This is a genomic window from Maribacter corallii (genome assembly GCF_047345415.1).
Taxonomy (GTDB): domain Bacteria; phylum Bacteroidota; class Bacteroidia; order Flavobacteriales; family Flavobacteriaceae; genus Maribacter_C.
The window spans coordinates 126,974-144,004 of sequence record NZ_JBLFEP010000007.1 but is presented as its reverse complement, the minus strand read 5'-3'; the positions used below and the strand labels follow the sequence as shown (position 1 = coordinate 144,004).

The following is a 17,031-nucleotide window of genomic DNA, read 5'->3' as shown; positions in this document are numbered from 1 at the left end:
TTTTTGCTATGAAAAGAGTCTTGTTTCACATAATGGTATTTATGAGTTTAGGGTTTGCCCGAGCGCAGGTTTGTCCGCAGCTCATAGGGCCTTTTGATAACGATGAGGATGTGGCAGTGACTACTGAAATCAGATGGGAAAATCTCACTGGGCAACATATCTTCTTGATATCCCTCGGAACTACTCCCGGCGGCACCAATATCATCGACAAGAAGACGTCGGGTACCTTTGCCAATTTCACGCCTCCAAAGGGCTTGCCTGAGCGCACACGAATCTACGTCTCCCTAACCGTTATCGATGAAGACCTGACGCGCTTCGATTGCGAGATAGGAAGTTTTGTTACCGAAGATGTAGTCATACCGCCTTCTTGTACGACGCTTCGCGATCCTTTGAACAATGCCATATTCGTGAGAGAAGAAGTAAACATCGTCTGGAATTATGCCCCTTTGGCAACTGGGTATCGAATCACGATAGGTACTTCACCAGAGGGTAACGATATCGTTGAGGAATTTGACGTGGGCAATACCCTCTTTTATGATCCACCGAGCAATCTTCCCTTGAATTCAGAAGTGTATGTAAAAATAGTTCCGTACAATGAAAATGGACCACCGGCCTTTGTTTGTGATGAAGAGAGCTTTGCAATACGGACGGTAAGTAATAGTCTTCAATGTACAAATCTTAGGTATCCGACCGACGGAGCCATTGAAATACCTAAATCAGTAGCTCTAGAATGGAATCCTGTTGATGGGGCCAGTGGCTACAAAGTATCCCTTAGTATCTCACCTTTTCCTATCGACGTGTTCTATACGGCGTATATTGAAGATACCAAGACCAATCTACTCGAACTGGAGTCTACCCACAAGTATTATGTCACCATAGTACCTTATAACGACGCCGGTGAGGCCGTAGGTTGTGCAAACGAATCGTTCACAACAATTGTCGACTGTGGTCCATTTACCGATGACCTTACCGGCGAAACAGTCATTCTAAACCCCATAACCACGCTTCAAGACCAAATAGCCCTTTGCAATACACAATTACCCAAGGTACTTTCCGCTCCGGACAGGGCCGATGGGTACCGATGGTATCAAATCAATTCGGACGGAACGACCGACCTGATATCCGAAAAGGAAGTGATTGAACTCTTTGAGCCTGGAAACTATCTCTACGAAATTTATGATACGGCGGTTTTGTTTGAAAGAACGATCGAATGTAGCAGTAACAGTGAGTTTTCGGTCGTCATTGATGAAGGGCCACGAATTACCCGAGCCTTGGCCATAGAAAAGTTCGACTACCTCGAAATCACGGTTGAGGTCGAAGGCAACAACACTTATGAATATAGTCTTGAAAGTGCAGATGGACCATTTCAAAATAGTAATAGATTTGAAAACATGCCTCCAGGCTCCTATATTGCTTTTGTGAGGTCGAAGGATGGGTGCGCCGTTTCCCAACGACCTGTTCAGCAAAATATAGCTGTGGATGATTTTCCGAAATTCTTTACCCCTAATGGTGATGGAATCAATGATTTTTGGCAATTTAAAGCAGATAGTGCGGCGAAAAGAAAACAAGTAGGACCTATTTCCATCTTTGACCGCTATGGTGTTTTTATTCTGCAAATAGCCACGGACTCCAATGGTTGGGATGGTACTATCAATGGAAGACCGTTACCCGCCTCTGAATATTGGTTTGAAGTGTTCATCGATGGGGAGCGGGATTTTAACGGTCATTTTTCGCTGAAAAGATAGACTTTAAGTATATTGTACTGTTTGATGCTATCAAATGAAAAAAAAACTGCTATTTCTCATCGCAATCCTATGCGCTGGTATTGCATGTGGCCAAGTTCCTTGTCCCGAATTGAATGGGCCTGAGGATGGTGATGTCAATGTACCGGTCGATGCGACGATTATGTGGAATGATGTTGCTGCTCCAGGATATCGTATTTCGATAGGTACCACACCAGGAGGCACTGAAATCATAAACGAGCGAAATCTTGGTAACGCCACCGCTTTTACGCCCCCCTTAGGACTACCACAAAACACCCTTATCTATGTCAGGCTCACCATTTTTTTCTTCAATTCTCCCGAGCCGGATATCGTATGTGACGTGGGGTCCTTCAGAACAGTTAGTGTTACGACTCCCCCCCCATGTGCGATCATCAGTTCTCCCACCGACGGAGCTACCGATGTAAATGTTGCCAGCGCGATTAGCTGGGATTATACCCCCACCGCCGAGGGCTATTTTATCTCTATAGGAACCACTCCAGGGGGAAGTGAGATTTTGAATAATTTCGATGCGGGTAATGTGCTATCGTACCGACCAGCGGCCGATTTTCCATTCAATACTACCATCTATGTCCGGATCACACCTTATAACATTGCGGGATCGACGCCCGATACCTGTACCGAATATAGCTTTACCACGGGAGCAATGGCCACCCTACCTCAATGCACGCAACTCATTAGTCCCGCAAATGGATCGATAAATGTGCCACTGACGCCGAATTTGGAATGGACTCCCGTGCCCGATGCCATTGGTTACCGGGTAACTGTAGGTTTATCGCCGACCACAGGTGAGGTACTTGACAATGTGGTATTCACCGCCAATAGCACACGAATAGTGGATTTTGACCCGAACCGGACCTTCTTTATCCGCATAATTCCCTTTAATGTTGCCGGAGATGCCATCGGATGTACTCAAGAAACCTTTTCAACCGTATTGGGCTGCGGTCCTTACTTAGATCCACTGACCGGTGCACTTGTGGATCTCGCACCTGAAATCAATTTCCCTGATGAAGTATCCTTTTGCGAGAATGAAACCCCTTATTTCGTTTCGGCAACAGATACGGCGGAAGGGTTTCGGTGGTACAAAATCGATAGCAATGGCAATGAAACCCTGATTTCGTCAGACGTACAGCTAGATGTTTCCGAAGCTGGTCTTTACCGATACGAAGCGTACAACACCGTTTCCCAATCAGGAAATACCGTTGAATGTACCAAAAGCAAGGTATTCACAGTCGTGGCCTCTGAAATAGCGACCATAACATCATTGGATACCCGAGTGCTCAACGGTAATTTTGAGATTGTGGTAGAAGTAACCGGCAGTGGTAATTACGAATTTGCATTGAATGAAATCGATGGTTCGTATCAAGATAGTAATGTGTTTTCCGGGCTGCCATCGGGTTCCTATACAGTGTATGTCAGAGACAAGAATGGCTGTGGTATCGCCGAGGAAAGTATCGTTCAAGACCTGACTTTAGAAGGTTTTCCGCGTTTTTTCTCTCCCAATGGGGATGGAATCAATGATTTTTGGCAATTTATTCCCCCAAATGACACTGGGGAAATCAACGTTGGAGCCATTCAAATTTTCGACAGGTACGGAAACTTCCTCAAACAGATCGACCCCTTAGCCCTCGGATGGGATGGGCAATTCAACGGGAGACCTATGCCATCATCGGATTATTGGTTTACCGCTATTTCCTTAACAACACAGAACAAGATAAAAGGGCATTTTTCCCTAAAACGATAGAACGTATCTATGTGGTCTAGATTTTTTATTACCGTGGCGCTATGCTTTGGATTTTTTTCACAAGCACAGCAATGTCCTAGAATCTCGACCCCGGTTGACGGGGCTGTAGACGTACCCGTGGATACCGAGGTTAGATGGCCTCAAGTGGAAGGTATTTTTGGTTATGTGGTATCACTGGGCACCACCCCCGGGGGAGGTGAAATCATCAATCGAAGATCTTCCGGTACCAAGAACTTTTACGTCCCCGAGGTAGGCCTGCCCGAGAACACCAAAATCTATGTGACCATCCGACTATTTGTGCTTGGCCAACCCGTTAGAGTTTGCGAAATCGAGGAGTTCACTACCATTAACGTGAATACACCACCAGAATGTACGACCTTGGCCTATCCCTTGGACAAAGCGACCCAAGCGAATGTAAATCGGCCTATATCATGGAATTATGCGCCTACGGCCACGGGGTATCGAATAAGTATCGGTACGACCTCGGGAGGTACCGATTTGGTAAATGACCTCGATGTAGGCAATGTGTTGCAGTATAAACCCCCGACCGAACTACCCTTAGATCAGGAATTTTTCGTACGGGTAACTCCATATAATGAAAACGGTGATGCCGGTACCTGTCAAGAGGAATCTTTCATAACAGGTATTCCGACATTTAACTGTGATGCCGTACCGAACCCTGCAACGGGTACCGTATACTCCCTAAAACCGGAGATTTCTTTTCCAGATCAAATCGGTTTTTGTGTGGGCGAGAATTCAAAACCCGTACAAAGTGAGGATACCGCACAGGGGTTTAGATGGTTTAAACTGAACGACGATGGAACCGAGACCCTCCTTTCCCAAACACGAGAAGTAAATCTTCAATCATTGGGGCGATATCGTTATGAAGCCTATAACAGTGCGGTTTTTCTCGGCAATACAGTTGAATGTGCGCAGGTCAAGGAGTTTACCGTAATACCATCAGGACCTGCGGAAATCAACACGATCAAGGTAAGCAGAGAAGCCGATGGGTTGACTATCATAACCGTAATCACCGGACCCGGATCCTATGAATTCGCCTTGGATGATGAAAATGGCCCCTTTCAAGACAGCAACACCTTCACCCGTGTGCCCTTAGGTGAACATACGGTTTATGTTCGTGAAAAGAATGGGTGCGGCATTGTAAGCCGTATCGTTGAACGACAACTTTCGGCAAAAGACTTTCCTCAATTCTTCACTCCCAATGGTGACGGCATACATGACTTTTGGCAATTCTCACCACCCCCGGATGTTGAGGCCAGCATTGAACGCATTCGTATCTACGATCGCTATGGCAATTTTTTGGCGCAGATCGATCCTAAAAGAATTGGATGGGACGGCCTTTTCAACGGGCGACCACTTCCTGCTTCCGATTATTGGTTCAAAGCGACCTCGTTTGGTCAACAGGAAATATATGGGCATTTCACGCTCAAGCGGTAATCACCGTAAACAACCTCGGAGCAAGCCAGTCTGCCAAAAAAGGTAGGCTCACAAGGCATTCTAAGGAAATAAAATTTACAAATTTTAGATTATCGAGTCAAAGAATAGCTGCAGAAAGATTTTCATTTATTAGTATGGGAAGGTTCGTATTTATCGCATTCCAATTGACGTGGTTTTTTTCCACCGCACAGGTATGTCCGACAATTAGCTACCCGACCAATGGTACGTTGGACGTACCAGTGGACGCCACGATTACCTGGCCGGCAGTTCAAGGGATCAACGGTTACCTACTAACAATTGGAACCATACCGGGAGGAACCGATGTACTCGATAGCCAACCCATCGGAGTAGACAACTTTTACACCCCCCCGTTGGGTCTTCCGGAAAACACTCCGCTTTACCTGACACTAAGTCTTATACCTTTCGACCAACCTCCCATTCACTGTGAAGAGATTACCTTCACCACTATTGATGTGACCGAACCACCCCCATGTACGTTCCTGATAGCACCAGACAACAACGCTGCCAATGTTACCATAATAACAGAAATTGTATGGGCCTACGCCCCTACCGCCACCGGCTATATTCTATCTATGGGAAGCGAACCGGGAGGTACCGATTTGGAGGATAATCTCGATGTGGGCAATACAGTGCGTTACGTACCCCCTGAAGACCTTCCGCAAGACACGGAAATTTTCGTTACGATAATTCCCTATAATGACAATGGTGATTTGAACACGTGTACGGAAGAGAGTTTTATCACTGGCGCTTCGCCCTACGCATGCGATCCCGTTATCGATGAGCACACGGGTGAGACCATTTACTTAAAACCGCAAATCGAGTTCCCAAGTCTGGTAGGCATATGTAGCGATGAGTTGCCCTATACTATTAGCACCGATGATATCGCCGATGGCTTTCGATGGTTTCGCACCAATAGTGGAAGTGCCGAAACCCTCTTATCCGAAACAACAAGCGTAGGTATCACCGAACCCGGAAGATACCGTTATGAAGCCTATAATTTTGTTGATGGGGCCAATGGAACCATTGAATGTGCAAGCACGAAACTTTTCAGTGTAGTCGCCTCCGAAGTGGCCCTTATTGAATCCGTAGAAGTCATTAACTTAATGAACGGGAAAACGATTACCATACAAGCAAGCGGAAACGGAGACTACGAATTTGCCCTGGACAACGAGATAGGACCCTACCAAGACAGTCCTATCTTTTCAAACGTGATAGATGGAGGGCGAGTGGTATTCGTTCGTGATAAAAATGGTTGTGGAACGATTTCCAGATCAGTCGATAGAGATCTAGATCAAAGTGATTTTCCCCGTTTTTTTACTCCTAATGGTGACGGTGTCAATGATTTTTGGCAGTTCATCGATCCTCCCGAGAACTTTGAGCAAAGCTTAAAAGTAATTTCGATATTTGATCGATTCGGCAATTTTCTAACCCAAATCGGGCCAAATCAAAGCGGATGGGATGGAAGTTTCAATGGACGTCCCCTACCGGCTTCCGATTATTGGTTCAAAGCCATTTTTCGGAATCGACAGGAAATTCGTGGGCATTTCGCATTAAAAAGGTAACGCAAACATGGGCAAAACCGGAATTCAAAAAAGAAACGAAGCACTGTATAGGGGTATCTTGCAAGTTGGTACGGACTATGCTTCAATTCAACTTAAAACCAAATGAGGCTTGTTCTATTTCAATTCTTCCTCCTTTGTTTCAGTACTTTACTGTACCCTTCGGCTTGCCCTGAAATGACTGAAGACAGGTTACCCATGGGCACCATACCTTTCGTGACCACATGGAAAACGGATAATCCCGGAACCTCTGACGGCAGAAGCATCAGTATTCCAACGGCCCCTAACGAGATCTATAATTATACGGTAGACTGGGGTGATGGTACAGCACCTACCGATCACACGGGCGACGCCACTCACACCTATGCAACACCCGGTACGTATACCGTAAGTATTACAGGACTCTTCCCTAGGATCTATAACGGCGCTCAACCCCCAAATGACTCCGAAAAACTGGTGAGCATTGAGCAATGGGGGAACAATGTCTGGACTTCCATGAACGGTGCATTCTCATCTTGCGCTAATTTGGTCGGTAATTTTATAGATGCTCCCGACTTATCCAGCGTTACGGATATGAGCTCCATGTTCGCCAATTGTACCTTGTTCAACTCGAATATCGGCAACTGGGATGTCAGTAACATTACCAGCATGTCCGCCACCTTCGCCAATGCCAGCTCGTTCGATCAGAACTTGGGCAACTGGACTATTGAAAATGTAACGGATTTTGAAAATATGTTCCTCGGCGCAACTCTCTCTACGGCAAATTACGATGCCCTGCTGATCGGTTGGGACCTTCAAAATCTTCGGCCGAATAGTGCTTTCCATGGAGGAAATAGCAACTATTGCGATGGTCTCATCGCTCGAACGAATATGACCAATACCGATGGATGGACCATTACGGATGCTGGGGCCGCCGCACCCGTAGTAAACGACATACCTCACCAAACCCATGTGAACGGCGTTTTGTTACCGGAAATCACTGGAAGCAATCTTACGGGTAGAGAACGTTATTATACAGGACCCAATGGAACTGGTACTGCCTATGAAGCCGGAGCGATTATTCTATTTGCAGACTTTCCGGCCTATCCAGTAACATTTTACATTTACGATGGTACTGGTAGCTGTAGCTCCGAAGAAGATTTCAATTTAACGTTGACCACTTCTTGTAACCCGCCCACCGCTGACAGCCTCTTGGATGTAACGGAATGTAGTGCCTATACCTTGCCGCCTTTGACTGCGGGCAACGAGTACTACACGGATACCAATACGGGAGGACTACTATTAAATCCAGGCGACAACATCACCACCTCGCAGACCATTTACATCTACATTGGTAGCTTGGGATGTTCCGATGAAAGTTCTTTCAACGTTACCATCATCGAACCTACAGCGGAGGTATTATCTGATATGATCGTTTGCAATTCCTATACCCTACCTGCACTTTCCATAGGAAATGAATACTACACCGAGACCAATGGTGGAGGAAATCAGCTCAATGCAGGGGATGTTATTACAAGCTCGCAAACGATTTATATCTATGCGGGCACTCCGGGTTGCGCCGACGAAAGTATGTTTACCGTTACCATAACCGGTGGTCCGATTGCCGATACCCTCATCGATGTCAACGAATGCAACTCATTTACGCTACCGCCATTGAGTGCCGGAAACAATTACTTCACTGAAAGCAATGCGAACGGGATGTTGCTCAATGCAGGTGATCTGATTATCGAATCACGATCACTGTTCATTCATACCGGTAACGGTAGCTGTTCGGATGAAACCAGCTTTACCATTACCATTAATGACACATCTGTCGCCGACGAGATGGAGGATGTGCAAGCGTGCAATAGTTACACCTTGCCGATTCTTTCGGTCGGCAACAATTATTATACCGAAAGTGGGGGCAATGGAACCCAATTGAGCTCCGGAAATATCATCAATACATCACAAATGATATACATTTACTTTGAATCCGGCAGCTGTAGTAGTGAAAGTAGTTTTACAGTGACCATCGACCCTGATATTTGCGAACCTACTGCAGAACAAACCTGTGCCATAGAATTTTCAAAGTTCATGACACCTAACGGGGATGGGATAAACGACCGTTTTGAAATGAAGAACGATAGGTGCCGATTCCAAGGTGAATTACGCATTTTTGACCGTTATGGAAAACTGGTCTTTCAAACGATGGACCTCTACAAAGGTTGGGACGGCACCTACGCCGGAAAACCACTGCCGGCCTCCGATTATTGGTACCAATACCTCGATGCTGAAAGTGGTGAGATCGTTAGCCAACATTTCGCCATAAAACGATAAAATAGTCGTGTTCTCTTTTGTATTTTTAGGAAATGAAGTTTAAGGTAGTATCGGAATTCAAACCGACCGGCGACCAACCTCAGGCCATCGTACAATTGGTAGAAGGTATGGAGTCGGGCGAGAAGTACCAGACACTCTTAGGAGTTACTGGATCGGGCAAGACATTTACTGTCGCGAATGTCATTGAAAAAGTGCAAAGGCCCACCTTGGTTTTGGCCCATAATAAAACACTCGCGGCTCAATTATACTCTGAATTCAAGCAGTTCTTTCCTGACAATGCGGTCGAATACTTTGTATCGTACTATGATTATTACCAACCCGAGGCATTTATACCCACCTCTGGCCTGTACATCGAGAAAGACCTCTCTATCAATGAGGATATTGAAAAACTGCGGTTAAGCACCACTTCCTCATTACTTTCCGGTCGTCGGGATGTCATTGTGGTCGCCTCCGTTTCCTGTCTCTACGGAATCGGTAATCCCATTGAGTTCCAAAAGAACGTCATCAATATCCAGAGAGATCAGGTCATCCCAAGAACAAAATTCCTTCATCAACTCGTACAAGGATTGTATTCCAGAACGACGGCCGACTTTAGAAACGGAAATTTCAGGGTCAAAGGAGATGTTGTGGATGTTTTCCCAAGTTATGCCGATCATGCCTTCAGGATTCACTTTTTTGGGGATGAAATAGAGGAGATAGAGTCGTTCGACCCTTTCAATAATACGATTTTAGAAGAATTCGAAAGTCTGAGAATCTACCCCGCCAATATGTTCGTAACCTCGCAGGATGTGCTACAGAACGCCATTCATCAAATTGGAGAAGACATGGTCAAACAGGTCGAATACTTCAAGGAAATCGGAAAACCTTTGGAAGCCAAACGACTGGAGGAGCGAACAAGTTTCGATTTGGAAATGATTCGTGAATTGGGCTACTGTTCCGGTATCGAAAACTATTCAAGATATCTTGATGGACGCGACCCCGGTACGCGACCTTTCTGCCTCCTGGATTATTTTCCAGACGATTATTTAATGGTGGTCGACGAAAGTCATGTTACCATTTCCCAGGTACATGCCATGTATGGTGGTGACCGTTCAAGAAAGGTCAATTTAGTGGACTATGGATTTAGACTGCCCGCAGCGATGGACAACCGTCCGCTAAAATTCGAGGAGTTCGAGGCGTTGCAGAATCAGGTCATCTATGTAAGTGCGACTCCCGCGGATTACGAATTGCAACTCAGTCAAGGGGTTTATGTGGAACAGGTCATTCGACCGACAGGACTTCTAGACCCCATTATAGATGTTCGTCCTAGCCTTAACCAAATTGACGACCTGGTCGAGGAGATTCAACAGCGTGTTGAAAAAGACGAACGGACCTTGGTAACGACCTTGACCAAACGAATGGCCGAAGAGCTCGCCAAATACATGGATCGCATCAATATTAGATGCCGATACATTCATAGCGATGTGGATACTTTGGAAAGAGTGGAGATCATGCAGGATTTAAGAAAAGGTATTTTCGATGTATTAATCGGGGTGAATCTGCTAAGAGAAGGGTTGGATTTACCCGAAGTTTCCTTGGTCGCCATCTTAGATGCAGACAAGGAAGGCTTCTTGAGAAGTAACCGTTCTTTAACACAAACTGTAGGAAGAGCTGCGCGACACCTAAATGGAAAAGCGATAATGTATGCGGACAAGATTACCGAAAGCATGCAGAAAACAATTGATGAAACCAACTACAGAAGAGCGAAGCAGACGACCTATAATACGGAACACAATATTACCCCGAAAGCACTGTCCAAAAATTTAGACAGTGCCTTGGCAAAGAACTCGGTTTCTACCTATCATTTTGAAAAGGAAGAGATGCGCGCGGCCGAACCGGATCTCGAATACCTCACCAAAGAACAGATCGAAAAATTAATTCGGGAGAAGCGAAAGTCAATGGAAAAAGCGGCCAAGGAATTGGACTTTATGCAGGCGGCCAAACTAAGGGATGAGATAAAAATGTTACAGGAAAAAGGCTAATTACCAGAAAAAAGACCTAAATTTCAATAATAACAGTCTCTGCTTTTAAAATAGAAAAAAAGCTTTATATAAATTATTTTAACTAATTGGCTTTAAATATTTTAATTTAAATTTTTAGACAAGACTAAATCATGAAATCCACTCATTTCAGACACACATATTTAATGTTTCGTTTTTATTCGGGTCTAAAATCGATACATTTTTCACTTCTGCTTTCCATTCTCTTTTTTTCACAATTTTCAGATGCTCAAAAATTGTCCGGAAAAGAAATCAACGACTTGGCCACACATAAATTTCCAGAAGCGATTTCTAATTTGACCTCGTTTTTAAAGTTACCGAATGATGGTCATTTTGAGAAACAGATCCAACAGAATTTACAATGGTGCGACTCCGTTTTTTCCAAATTGAAATTCAGAACGCAGGTGATAAAAACAGATGGTGCTCCCCTACTCCTTGCCGAGAAAAAAGTAGCTCCAAAAGCAAAAACCATTTTGTTCTATTTACAGATCGACGGACAACCGGTGGACACAACGAAGTGGAATCAGCAAAATCCATTCCTACCTGTTTTTAAGGAAATAGATTACAAAAACAAATGGACGATTATCAAGTCGGACATGCCGGAAAAAGAGTTTAATCCGGACTGGAGAATTTTTGCCCGGTCCGCGTCCGATTCAAAAGGCCCGGCCATGTCTTTAGTCTCGGCACTCCAAATTTTACAAGACCGCAACATAGAGCCCACATTCAACGTAAAGGTCATTATGGATTTTCAAGAAGAAATGGGAAGTCCATCTTTACCCAAGGCGGTCATGCAAAACCGCAAGGTCTTGGCTGCCGATATGCTTTACATTATGGATGGCACCCGCCACCTTTCCAACCTACCAACGCTTACCTTCGGTGCCAGGGGGATCGCCACGGCCACTCTTAAGGTTTTCGGCCCAAGATATCCGCTACATAGCGGTCAGTATGGTAATTTTGCACCAAATCCGGTATTCGGGATGGCAAAACTATTGGCCAGCCTAAAGGACGAACAGGGCAGGGTCACCCTCCAAGGCTTTTACAAAGGCATTGAACTCTCCGAAAAGGATAAATTACAGCTGAATTCCGTACCAGAGAAATTAGAGAACATCAAGAATAGGCTAGGTATTGCATCCATCGATCAGGTGGGTTCAACTTACCAAGAAGCTCTCCAGTACCCCTCGTTAAACATCAGAGGCCTCAACGCCGCTTGGACAGGGGACGGTGTTCGAACCATTATCCCTTCCGAGGCAGTGGCGGAAATCGACATGCGGCTGGTGCCTGAATCGGATGGAGAGCGACTCATGCAACTCTTGAAAGAGCATATCTTAAACCAAGGCTATCATTTGGTCGATTCTATCCCTACGGAGGAAGAACGAAAAAAATATTCAAAATTGGCCTCCTTTACGTATCGGTTAGGCTCGCAGCCCTTTCGAACAGAAATGGACTCCCCCATCGGGGAACAGCTGGGGCGGGCCATGCGGAAAGTCTTTGGTGATGGCTTCATCAAAATGCGGACTACTGGCGGGTCACAACCCATCGCCCCATTCATACAGACACTGGGAATTCCGGCAGTATCCATTAGAATACCGAATCCTGACAACAACATCCACAGCCCCAATGAGAACTTACGGCTTGGCAATTTTCTAGAGGGTATCATCACCTGCTTGGCTATTTTGGATGAACCCTTAAAATAGAAAAACGCCTCGATTTTTCAATCGAAGCGTTTCTCAACTAACCAACTAAACCAACCTCTATGCGGGGCCACCAGCGGTGGTAGCACGCCTCATAGCTTTTAAATACCTTACTTGAGCTCGATATGCCGCTTGGGCTTGGGCAATGCCTCTGCTTTCTTCGGAAGCACAAACTTTAAAATCCCATCCTCATAAGCTGCTTCAATTTGATCCTCGTTAATGGTCTCGGGCAATGTAAAAGCCCGCTTAAAGGAAGTATACCCAAATTCTTTTCTCGAATAATTGTGTGTTGCAGCCTCGCTCTCTGTCGTAATTTCAGAAGATACCGTCAGCACGTTATCATTAATCTCAATATTGAAATCATCCTTCTTTCTACCAGGTACCGCCAACTCTAATTCAAAGTCCTTTTCGTTTTCCTTAATATTGACCGCAGGAACATTGCTCGATAGATTTTCCATACCACCAAACCAATCCGGTTTAAAAATCTCGTTCATTAAGGCCGGAAAAACCAAATTATTTCTTTTCACTATACTCATGATGCTTTTGTTTTTGATTAAAAATTAAACTCAATCCGAGTAGGACAAAAGCTATACCAAGGCAAATAAGATGCCCTTTTGACATGCTTAGACTTTAAAAGCCTGTCATTTTGGCATTTTTTTAACAAAAAAATTAAGTTGAACGAGGAAATAAACCAGGATTGACCTAGTTATAATGCGCTTTGAAGATATCAATAAGCACTTTTGGTGGAACTACCCGATTCGGATATTGATGCATAATGGAGAGCACTTGATTAATGGCGGAGGGTGGCAGCCCCATGCCCAGGCCAATATTATGAAGCTGGCCCACTTCCGTTTCCTGTTGATCCTGATCCACATTCATTAAGAGTACCAAACGATGGAACTGCAAAATACGATCACCTGCCGTTTTGGGTATTACGTGTTCCGTTTCATTTTCAAAAAGACCTTCAAACAATGTTCTGTCAATCCCTAATTGGGTGGCTACACCGAATAAGAATTGGTATTCGGAATCTTTCACTACGCCATCTACTTTCGCAAATTCGATCATTTCGGAAAGGATGCTCAGTTTTTCTTTGTGGGTACTCATGTTTCGGAACGTAATTAATTCGCCTGCTTGGCTTTAAAAGATAACAGAAAAAACAACATTTTCGTATAAAAATAGGCAAAAGCAAAGAACAACGAAATCATAAAACAATTTGTAATACCTTGCGACAAAGTACTACAAGATGACAAATAATGATGTTTTTAAAAAGCTTAGAGTAGCCTTAAGACTAAGAGATGATGAGATTGTAGATATTCTGAAGCAAGCGGATTTTAAAATCTCTAAAAGTGAGTTAAGTGCTTTTTTCAGAAAAGACGACCACCCGAATTACAGAGAGTGTGGAGATCAGGTCCTAAGAAACTTCTTGAATGGATTGATACTGCATCTGAGAGGCACCAAAGAACATCCGAAAAACCCAGGGGAAGTGCTCTTGAGTCAACAAAACAAAGGTACGGCCAGCAAATCGGAAAAAGCGCCTCGACATCAGGAACGAAAAAAATTCGATTCCGATATCAGCCCAGTGAAATACAAAAACAAAAAAAAGTCCTGAAACCGTGCTGTCGGCATAACCAGGACTTTTTCTAATTAACTAACACTTAAATTACAACCCGTACGGAAACGGTATATTTTTTACCTTCTTTGTAATTGGCCAAATCAACTTCTTGATAGTTCAATTTGCTTTTGATAAACCCCTCTAGAGAAGTATTATCGTCGGCATCTACTGAAAGGACAACGATTTCCCTATCGTCGTTAAGGGTGAACAATACCTGGGCTTGTTTGCCTTCATCGTTCTCTGTAAAATTATTATTATCCAACAATGCCCCAATTTGAGCGGTAAGACTTTTAGAGGGCTTGCCTTTTTTTGCAGGATTGTTGTTTGCGAATGTACTTCCAACAGATAATAGCATTGCAGCTACTAGTACGAAACTAATTTTTCTCATGACTTGTTTGTTTTTTAACCCCTTCGATGATTGTCGATTGTTTAGGGATTTGATTAATAATTGATTGATGATATGCTATAAAGACGTCTAAATTCTCAAATTGTTACATTCAACACTGGATTTAACAATTTTTTAGGCAAACCATATCCATCGATATACATAGCAAAACTAAGCAGCATGACACTATAAAGCAACTGCACGTCAATAGGTTAACCCACAATTAAAGTACGTAACGCTATGATAAAGGATACCATGAAAAAAAGATAGGAAACGAACTGGGTTTCCTCCAAAATTGTTCTATCATGGCTAAGATAATGCGTTCAAAAAGTCACAACTATCACTTATACCAGAACAAATTGTAGCGAAAAGTAATAAAATGAAAAAAGGGCAATGTTATCAAAACATTACCCCCTTCTATTAAATTGTATATAGTAAATATTAACTCAATACCTCTTTTACCTTATCGGCTGCCTCTTGAAACTGCACTGCTGAGTGTACCGCCAAGCCAGAGTTGTCGATAATCTCTTTCGCAATCTCGGCGTTCGTACCCTGTAGGCGAACGATGATGGGCACTTTTATACTATCGCCCATGTTCTTGTACGCTTCCACGATACCGTTGGCCACTCTGTCACAGCGCACGATTCCGCCAAAAATATTGACCAGAATTGCTTTTACTTCAGGGTCTTTTAGTATTATCCTGAAAGCCTCTTCTACCCTTTTCGCATCTGCGGTACCACCAACATCCAAGAAATTGGCAGGTTCGCCACCGGCCATTTTAATTAAATCCATTGTTGCCATGGCCAAACCGGCACCATTGACCATACAACCAACATTACCGTCTAAATCCACGTAGTTCAAGCCCAGTGCGCCCGCTTCGACCTCGATAGGGTTTTCCTCGCGCAAATCACGCATTTCCGCATATTGCTTTCTTCTGTATAAAGCATTGTCATCGATAGAAACTTTCGCATCGACGGCCATGATTTTGTCGTCGGAGGTCTTTAAGACCGGATTGATCTCGAACATACTCGAGTCACTTTCCACATACGCTTTGTACAAAGCGGAAACAAATTTGGTCATCTCTTTGAAGGCCGTTCCGGACAGCCCTAGGTTAAAAGCTACTTTTCGAGCTTGAAAAGGCAATAGACCTGTCGCAGGATCGATTTCTTCGGTAAATATCAAGTGCGGTGTACTCTCGGCCACCTCCTCGATATCCATACCACCCTCAGTGGAATACATAATCATATTTCTACCGGTACCACGGTTAAGTAGAACGGACATATAGAACTCACTTGTTTCACTGTCTCCAGGATAATACACATCTTCTGCAATCAATACCTGATGTACTTTTTTTCCCTCGGCCGAAGTCTGTGGTGTAACCAAGTTCATACCGATGATCTGACTTGAAATCTCTTCTACTTCCTTAAGATTTTTTGCCAATTTAACACCTCCACCTTTACCTCGGCCCCCAGCATGTACCTGTGCCTTGATCACGTGCCATCCTGTTCCTGTCTCTGCCGTCAATTGTTTGGCAGCATCCACGGCTTCTTTCGGGTTATGTGCAACGATACCGCGCTGAATGCGCACACCGAAACTTGCTAATATTTCTTTTCCTTGGTATTCGTGAAGATTCATATGTTAAAAGGTCTTTTGTATTCGGAAGCAAAAATAAGTAATAGTTGTCAGTTTACATCCTCCTTGAGAACTAAAGTTACCCTAATCGAGTCAAGAGTTACCCTCAGGGAACACCAATGCTAAAGACTGGATAAAAGCCTCAAATTTTGAACTCATCAAAATCCAAAGGATCGAAATTTTTGAAATCACCATTCAACTTGATGGTGAGCTTAGTACGATCTATTTCCTGCAAAACCGAAATGGTCGTCAGTAAATGGTTCTTGATAAAGTCAAGACGTTGACTTTCTTTGGGGAGTTGTAATAATTCATATTCCTGTTCATAGGAGAGCCCCATTTTATGCGCAAGTACAAAACTGCTATATTTATCGACTGAAATGGGAGTATAAGGAACGCCCATAAGCTCATACAATTCTTCAATCTTGCCGAGTACATAGCGCTTGGTATTTTCGTCTCCGTCCATCTCATTGTCGAGAAATTCAACATCGCCTCCGGCGTAGAGCTTTCCATCCATTTGGGTTTGAAAATTCACAAGTCTGAACACTTGACGCGCTACACAGGTAACATCCATTTCACCCTCCTCATAGGTATTGACCACTTCGACTAACTGCACTTCTACCCCGTAATGAATGCTATCGTGAATATATACGGGTATACCAAAAGTTGTGGCCTCATTTCTACAATCCCAGATCAGCTGTTTATACCGTTCCTCAAAAATGTGCAAGGGAACGGTCTCCCCTGGGAAAAAGATGGATTGCAAAGGAAACATGGGTAACTTCATTCAATGACGTTT

General features: G+C 44.0%; 13 protein-coding genes. 8 read left to right on the top strand and 5 right to left on the bottom strand.

Annotation, left to right across the window (positions count from 1 at the left end; all coding sequences use genetic code 11):
• Nucleotides 1-41: 41 nt before the first annotated feature.
• From ACKWCA_RS22565 to ACKWCA_RS22535, 7 genes are all read left to right on the top strand, one after another.
• Nucleotides 42-1,745, top strand: a complete 1,704-nt coding sequence (locus ACKWCA_RS22565; protein WP_413980513.1) for a T9SS type B sorting domain-containing protein — start codon at nucleotides 42-44, stop codon at nucleotides 1,743-1,745.
• A 34-nt stretch (nucleotides 1,746-1,779) separates the two neighbouring features.
• The gene (locus tag ACKWCA_RS22560) at nucleotides 1,780-3,525 is read left to right on the top strand and encodes a T9SS type B sorting domain-containing protein (protein ID WP_413980512.1); all 1,746 of its coding nucleotides are present in this window, start codon (nucleotides 1,780-1,782) and stop codon (nucleotides 3,523-3,525) included.
• Nucleotides 3,526-3,534: 9 nt separating this feature from the next.
• On the top strand, nucleotides 3,535-4,983 hold the full coding sequence (locus ACKWCA_RS22555; protein WP_413980511.1) for a T9SS type B sorting domain-containing protein: 1,449 nt from the start codon (nucleotides 3,535-3,537) through the stop codon (nucleotides 4,981-4,983).
• A gap of 134 nt (nucleotides 4,984-5,117) precedes the next feature.
• Nucleotides 5,118-6,566 (top strand): T9SS type B sorting domain-containing protein, encoded by a 1,449-nt coding sequence (locus tag ACKWCA_RS22550; protein ID WP_413980510.1) that lies wholly within the window; start codon nucleotides 5,118-5,120, stop codon nucleotides 6,564-6,566.
• A gap of 195 nt (nucleotides 6,567-6,761) precedes the next feature.
• Nucleotides 6,762-8,879 carry a BspA family leucine-rich repeat surface protein gene (locus ACKWCA_RS22545; protein WP_413980509.1) on the top strand — a complete coding sequence of 706 codons (2,118 nt, stop codon included), beginning with the start codon at nucleotides 6,762-6,764 and terminating at the stop codon, nucleotides 8,877-8,879.
• Between the two features lie 32 nt (nucleotides 8,880-8,911).
• The gene (uvrB, locus tag ACKWCA_RS22540) at nucleotides 8,912-10,900 is read left to right on the top strand and encodes an excinuclease ABC subunit UvrB (protein WP_413980508.1); all 1,989 of its coding nucleotides are present in this window, start codon (nucleotides 8,912-8,914) and stop codon (nucleotides 10,898-10,900) included.
• 131 nt (nucleotides 10,901-11,031) lie between these two features.
• Nucleotides 11,032-12,612, top strand: a complete 1,581-nt coding sequence (locus tag ACKWCA_RS22535; RefSeq protein WP_413980507.1) for a M20/M25/M40 family metallo-hydrolase — start codon at nucleotides 11,032-11,034, stop codon at nucleotides 12,610-12,612.
• 107 nt (nucleotides 12,613-12,719) lie between these two features.
• On the opposite strand, the gene ACKWCA_RS22530 is transcribed toward ACKWCA_RS22535, so the two are convergent.
• The gene (locus ACKWCA_RS22530) at nucleotides 12,720-13,145 is read right to left on the bottom strand and encodes an Hsp20/alpha crystallin family protein (protein ID WP_413980506.1); all 426 of its coding nucleotides are present in this window, start codon (nucleotides 13,143-13,145) and stop codon (nucleotides 12,720-12,722) included.
• Nucleotides 13,146-13,311: 166 nt separating this feature from the next.
• Complete coding sequence (locus ACKWCA_RS22525; protein WP_413980505.1) at nucleotides 13,312-13,713, bottom strand: TerB family tellurite resistance protein; 402 nt, start codon at nucleotides 13,711-13,713, stop codon at nucleotides 13,312-13,314.
• 139 nt (nucleotides 13,714-13,852) lie between these two features.
• Here ACKWCA_RS22525 and ACKWCA_RS22520 point away from each other — a divergent pair, with 139 nt between their 5' ends.
• Nucleotides 13,853-14,218, top strand: a complete 366-nt coding sequence (locus ACKWCA_RS22520) for a DUF1456 family protein (protein WP_413980504.1) — start codon at nucleotides 13,853-13,855, stop codon at nucleotides 14,216-14,218.
• 46 nt (nucleotides 14,219-14,264) lie between these two features.
• Here ACKWCA_RS22520 and ACKWCA_RS22515 read toward each other — a convergent pair whose 3' ends face one another.
• The 3 genes from ACKWCA_RS22515 to ACKWCA_RS22505 form a co-directional block, all read right to left on the bottom strand.
• The gene (locus ACKWCA_RS22515) at nucleotides 14,265-14,609 is read right to left on the bottom strand and encodes a hypothetical protein (protein WP_413980503.1); all 345 of its coding nucleotides are present in this window, start codon (nucleotides 14,607-14,609) and stop codon (nucleotides 14,265-14,267) included.
• 438 nt (nucleotides 14,610-15,047) lie between these two features.
• Nucleotides 15,048-16,241, bottom strand: a complete 1,194-nt coding sequence (gene sucC, locus ACKWCA_RS22510) for an ADP-forming succinate--CoA ligase subunit beta (protein ID WP_413980502.1) — start codon at nucleotides 16,239-16,241, stop codon at nucleotides 15,048-15,050.
• A 139-nt stretch (nucleotides 16,242-16,380) separates the two neighbouring features.
• The gene (locus ACKWCA_RS22505; RefSeq protein WP_413980501.1) at nucleotides 16,381-17,019 is read right to left on the bottom strand and encodes an LON peptidase substrate-binding domain-containing protein; all 639 of its coding nucleotides are present in this window, start codon (nucleotides 17,017-17,019) and stop codon (nucleotides 16,381-16,383) included.
• Nucleotides 17,020-17,031 lie beyond the last annotated feature (12 nt).